Consider the following 539-nt stretch of genomic DNA (forward strand, 5'->3'; position numbering starts at 1 on the left):
GAGTAAGGTAATGGTCGGGAACTCGCGGATGAGCTTAGTAAGTTTTGCCTCGCTGCCAGAAGGGACATGAAAACTGGTTAAGTAACTAAGCGGAAGGTCCTGGAGCGCTGCCTCAGATAGAATCATATAAAAGTTAGGACTAAGTGTTCCCCAATCGACACTGCGAATACTAGTAATGGTCACTGTGAAGCTTTGTCCGGCCACCTCGAAGCGAAGCGTGTCGTTAAGCTTTACACCTAATCTCCCTGCTAAACGCGATTCAATAGAAACTTGTTTGCTCGCCGCATCTGACTTTTTATCATTTATCCAAACACCTTCCAGTATTTTGTTTCCTTCGGGTAGTTGTTCACTCCATGTGAGCGCCAGATCTCTTTGAAGGGCCGGGTCTTCACTCAGTTTTTCATCATCATGAACATAGCGTTCGTTGATATGCGTTAATCGCCCTGGAACCATAGGAAAGAGCGGGTAGTTCTTGAAGCCGGTTTCTTCGAGTGCCGCTTTATAACTATCCGATTCATAGGCTTGTATATTCATAGCGA

At 45.6% G+C, this 539-nt stretch carries 1 protein-coding gene; it reads right to left on the reverse strand.

Annotated features, from left to right (window positions below; translation table 11 throughout):
• On the reverse strand, positions 1-539 hold a 539-nt coding region (locus A3735_RS30220), incomplete at both ends, for an ABC transporter permease (protein WP_369820505.1).

Source organism: Oleiphilus sp. HI0061, assembly GCF_001635675.1.